Origin of the sequence: Rudaea sp. (genome assembly GCF_036383415.1) — a bacterium.
Lineage (GTDB): Bacteria > Pseudomonadota > Gammaproteobacteria > Xanthomonadales > Rhodanobacteraceae > Rudaea.
In genome coordinates, this window is the sequence record NZ_DASVOK010000319.1 from 1 (window position 1) to 4,766 (window position 4,766).

The 4,766-nt window shown below is 65.5% G+C and carries 5 protein-coding genes; 1 reads left to right on the plus strand and 4 read right to left on the minus strand.

Going from position 1 to position 4,766, the window contains the following annotated elements; all coding sequences use genetic code 11:
* From VF497_RS11935 to VF497_RS11950, 4 genes are all read right to left on the minus strand, one after another.
* Window positions 1-263 (minus strand): tetratricopeptide repeat protein (locus tag VF497_RS11935; RefSeq protein WP_330888968.1); only part of this gene is annotated, 263 nt, incomplete at its 3' end.
* Between the two features lie 64 nt (window positions 264-327).
* Window positions 328-816, minus strand: coding sequence for a GNAT family N-acetyltransferase (locus tag VF497_RS11940; RefSeq protein WP_330888970.1), 489 nt, complete (start codon window positions 814-816; stop codon window positions 328-330).
* A 31-nt stretch (window positions 817-847) separates the two neighbouring features.
* The gene (locus tag VF497_RS11945) at window positions 848-2,638 is read right to left on the minus strand and encodes an acyl-CoA dehydrogenase C-terminal domain-containing protein (protein WP_330888972.1); all 1,791 of its coding nucleotides are present in this window, start codon (window positions 2,636-2,638) and stop codon (window positions 848-850) included.
* A gap of 37 nt (window positions 2,639-2,675) precedes the next feature.
* Window positions 2,676-3,146: a hypothetical protein gene (locus VF497_RS11950; RefSeq protein WP_330888973.1), complete on the minus strand. Its 471-nt coding sequence runs from the start codon at window positions 3,144-3,146 to the stop codon at window positions 2,676-2,678.
* Window positions 3,147-3,260: 114 nt separating this feature from the next.
* Here VF497_RS11950 and recQ point away from each other — a divergent pair.
* Window positions 3,261-4,766, plus strand: a 1,506-nt coding sequence (gene recQ, locus VF497_RS11955) for a DNA helicase RecQ (RefSeq protein ID WP_330888975.1), incomplete at its 3' end; no start/stop codon positions are given.

Sequence of the window (4,766 nt, forward strand, 5' to 3'; positions counted from 1 at the left end):
TCGATCAGCAGCTCGCCGAGCGCAGCCTGTGCGGGCGCCCAATGGGGGTCGACCGCAACGGCACGCCGCAGGCTGCGTTCCGCGCCGCTGCGGTCACCGGTCGCAAGCAATGCGCCGGCGAGCAGGCGATATGCTTCGACGAAGCCAGGTGCGGCCTGCACGACCTGCTCGAGCAGGCTGCGCGCGGCGAAGAAGTTGCCGGCCTGGAGCAGCGCGGAAGCGCGCTGCATCGACTGGATGATGGCGGGATTGGGCGTGCTCATGCTGCGCTTGCCGAACGGCTCGGCGCGAAAGGGATCAAGATGCGGCCAGTGTAGCGCAGCGGCGTTACCGGACCGGTTTGACCATGCTCAGGATCTCGACGCCGAAGCCGTGGTGCTCGTACAGCCTGCGCGCGCGCTCGTTGTTCGGGAACACGCCCAGGGTGAGGAAACGGCAGCGATGTTCTTTCGCCCATTCGTCGGCGAAGCGCAGCATGGCGGCGGCGACGCCGCGGCCTTCGTGCTCGGCGGCGACGACGAGGTCGGAGATGTGGCAGTTGAGCGCGCCGGTGAAGAAGTCCTTGCGCGTCTGCAGATGCAGGAAGCCGAGTGGCGTCGCGTCCTCGTCTTCGGCAACGAACAGGTGCGAGGCGGGCGGCAGCACGCGCAGGTGGTGTTCGATGTCGCGCTCGATGCCGGCCAGTGTCTCGGTGCGCTTGCGCCACGGCGGCAGCTCGAATTCGGCAAAGCGACGGGCGAGCGAAAGGATGAACTCATCGTCGTCCGCGTGGGCGAGACGGACATAGACTTCGGTTTCCGGCGCGTTGTCGTTCATGGCGAAACGGGTGACGCTGCAAGCCTCAATATTATCCGAACATCGGGTCGGGCATCGCCAGCAGGCTGTCCGTGCCGGCCTCGACCGCGGCCTTGTGCGCGAGCGTGCGCGGCAGGATGCGGGCGAAGTAGAAGCGCGCGGTGTGGCGCTTGGCTGCCTTGAAGTCCGCGGATTGCTTCGACGCCTCGGCCGCGGCGACGCTGCGCGCCCAGAAATAGGCGAGCGCGACATAGCCGGAATAGAACAGGTAGTCGACCGCCGCGGCACCGACTTCGTCCGCGTTCGCCATCGCGCGTTTGCCGAGGGCCATGGTGAGATCGCCCCATTCCTGCGCGGCCTTGCCGAGCGGGCCGACAAATTCTGCGAGCGCGGCGTTGCCCGCCTGTGCCTTGCAGAATGCGCCGATCTCCTCGAGGAAATGGCGCAGGCCGACGCCCTGGGTGGCGAGGATCTTGCGCCCGAGCAGGTCCAGCGCCTGGATGCCGGTCGTGCCCTCATAGATCGTCGTGATGCGCGCGTCGCGCTCGAACTGCTCGATGCCGGTTTCGCGGATGTAGCCGTGGCCGCCGTGGATCTGCACGGCGTGGTAGGTGCATTCCTGCGCGGCCTCGGTCAGCAGCGCCTTGACGATCGGGATCAGGAACGAGAGCAGTTCGTCGGCGCGCTTGCGCTCGGCCTCGTCGGGCGCGCGCTCGACCAGATCGACCAGGCTCGCCGCGTAGTAGCTCAGCGCGCGCGTGCCTTCGGCGAACGCCTTCTGCGTCAGCAGCATGCGGCGGATGTCGCCATGCACGATCAGTGGATCGGCCGGTTTGTCCGGGAATTTCGCGCCGGTGAGCGAGCGGCCCTGCAATCTCTCTCTCGCATAGCCGAGCGAAATCTGGTAGGCGCGCTCGATCAATCCCAAGCCCTGGATGCCGACTGCGAGGCGCGCGGTGTTCATCATCGTGAACATCGCATTGAGGCCCTTGTTAGGGGCGCCGATCAGATAACCTTCGGCGGCGTCGAAGTTCATCACGCAGGTGACCGAGGCCTTGATCCCCATCTTGTGTTCGATCGCGCCGCAGACGACGGAATTGCGCGCACCCATTTTTCCTTCGCGATCGACCTTGAACTTCGGCACGATGAACAGCGAGATGCCCTTCACGCCCGCGGGTGCATCGGGCAGGCGCGCGAGCACGAGGTGGACGATGTTCTCGGTCAGGTCGTGCTCGCCCGCGGTGATGAAGATCTTCGTGCCGCTGACGCGGTAAGTGCCGTCAGCGTTGGGTTCGGCGCGCGTGCGCAGCAGGCCGAGGTCCGAGCCGCAGTGCGGCTCGGTCAGGCACATCGTGCCGGTCCAGCGGCCTTCGACAATCGGTGTGAGAAACGCGACGCGCTGCCATTCCTCGCCGTGCAGGCGCAGCGCTTCGGAGGCGCCATGCGAGAGCAGCGGGAAGTTGCCCCACGAGAGATTCGCCGAGTCGAGCATCTCTTTGATCGGCGCGCCGATCGACTCGGGCAGGTGCTGGCCGCCGTAGGCTTCCGGCGCGTTGAGGCTGCTCCAGCCGCCGTCGACATAGGTCGTGTAGGCTTCCTTGAAGCCCTTCGGCGTGGTCACGTTGCCGGTGGCCTTGTCCAGCGTGCAGCCTTCCTCGTCGCCGCTCGCGTTGAGCGGGGCGAGCACCTGCTCGCTGAATTTCGCCGCCTCGTCGAAGATCGCATCGAGCGTGTCGCGCGTCGCCGCCTCGCCGCCGGGCAGGCGCGCATATTGCTTCTCGACGTCGAGCAGGTCGAACAGCACGAAGCGCATGTCGGCGAGCGGGGCGGCGTATTTGGTCATGATGAACTCTTTGTATACTTTTCGAGGGACACCGCGTTCAGCGGTACTGGTTCGGAATGCCCGGCACCGGCGACAACCGGCTCTTGTGCTCGAACTTGAAGTCCTTGTCCGCCTCGGGGATGCGGATCGTGCCCTTGAGTTCATAGGCCGCGCCGCCCGGCGCCTTCACGTCGAGCGCGAACGCCTTCTGCAGATCGCCGTTCGGCGAAATCGTGGTTTCGACGACGTCGGCGTTGAGGCCGGGGATATCCATTTCCGGCTTCAGGTCGAGTTGCGCGGCGTCCACTCCGCTGATGCGCAGTTCGGCCTTGAGCGTCGAATAATGCACGGTCTTGTCGGAGAAGTTTTCGAGCCGGATCGACAGCTTCCAGCGCCCGTCCGGCTGCACCTCGAGCAGTTGGATCGACGCATTCGGCGGGTTGATCGGGTGCTGGCGTCCGCCGCCGAAACAGCCGGCGAGCGAGACGAGAACGGCGGCAAGGGCGGCAAGGCGGAGCAGGCGGGCCATGGAGCGGACTCGATGCGATGAGGCGGAGCGCTACATTAGCCAAAACGGTGTTGCGGCGGAAGCGGCGCCGTCGTCGTCGTCGTTTGAAACGCCTGGGCTGTTAAAATTCGGCCGATGACGGCATCGGCGCTCGACGTACTCAACCAGGTTTTCGGCTATCCGCAGTTCCGCGGCGAGCAGCAGGCGATCATCGAGCATGTCACCGGCGGCGGCGATGCGCTCGTGCTGATGCCGACTGGCGGCGGCAAGTCGCTGTGCTACCAGATTCCGGCGCTGATGCGCTCCGGCACGGCCGTAGTTGTCTCGCCGCTGATCGCGCTGATGCAGGACCAGGTCGAGGCGCTGCGCCAGTTCGGCGTCGCCGCGGCGTTCCTCAATTCCAGCCTTGACGGCCGCGCGCAGTTCGAGGTCGAGCGCGATTTCGCTTCCGCCAAGTTGAAGCTGCTCTATGTCGCACCCGAACGTTTGCTGACTGAACGCTGCCTCGACCTGATCGCGAAGGCAAATGTCGCCCTGTTCGCGATCGACGAGGCGCATTGCGTGTCGCAATGGGGCCACGATTTCCGCCCCGAGTACCGGCAGCTCACGATCCTGCATGAGCGCTTTCCCGACATTCCGCGCGTTGCACTGACTGCGACGGCCGACGCGCCGACGCGGCGCGAGATCGTCGAGCGCCTGAACCTCGACGAGGCGCGCCAGTTCGTTTCGAGTTTCGATCGAAAAAATATACTTTATCGCGTTGTGGAAAAGGAGAATTCCAAACGCCAGCTCAAGGATTTTCTCGCCGGCCACAAAGGCGAGTCCGGCATCGTCTACTGCCTGTCGCGGCGCAAGGTCGAGGAGACGGCGGCGTGGCTGGTCGAACACGGCGTCGCCGCGCTGCCGTATCATGCCGGCATGGATGCGGCGCAGCGCGCGCACAACCAGCAACGCTTCCTGCGCGAGGACGGCATCGTCATGTGCGCGACGATCGCGTTCGGCATGGGCATCGACAAACCCGACGTGCGTTTCGTCGCGCACCTTGACCTGCCGAAGAGCCTCGAAGGCTACTACCAGGAAACCGGCCGCGCCGGCCGCGACGGCCTGCCGGCCGAGGCATGGATGTGCTACGGCCTCGGCGACGTGGTCACGCTGGCGCAGTTCATCGCCCAGTCCGAGTCAGGCGAGGAACGCAAGCGCGTCGAACGCGCCAAGCTCGACTCGCTGCTCGGTTACGCCGAGATCGCTAGCTGCCGCCGGCGCCACCTGCTTGGTTACTTTGGCGAGCAGTTGCAAAAGGATAATTGTGGAAATTGCGACAATTGCCTGAATCCGCCCATTGCGTTCGACGGCACCGAGCTGGCGCAGAAGGCGCTGTCCTGCGTCTACCGTACCGGCCAGCGCTACGGCGTCGGCCATCTGACCAACGTTTTGCGCGGCGTCGATGACGAGCGCGTGCGCAACCTCGACCACGACAAGCTCAGCGTGTTCGGCGTCGGTACCGAACTCGACGAGAAGCAGTGGCGCAGCGTGTTTCGACAGCTTGTCGCCAATGGCCTGCTCGCGACAGACGCGGAAGGCTACGGCGTGTTGCGCCTGACCGAGGCTAGCCGTGGCGTGTTGCGCGGCGCGACTCCCGTG

What these genes read in the sequence shown, in the direction of transcription:
- VF497_RS11940 (WP_330888970.1), bottom strand. Translation starts at nt 816, where the DNA reads ATGAACGACAACGCGCCGGAAACCGAAGTCTATGTCCGTCTCGCCCAC.
- VF497_RS11950 (WP_330888973.1), bottom strand. Translation starts at nt 3,146, where the DNA reads ATGGCCCGCCTGCTCCGCCTTGCCGCCCTTGCCGCCGTTCTCGTCTCG.
- VF497_RS11945 (WP_330888972.1), bottom strand. Translation starts at nt 2,638, where the DNA reads ATGACCAAATACGCCGCCCCGCTCGCCGACATGCGCTTCGTGCTGTTC.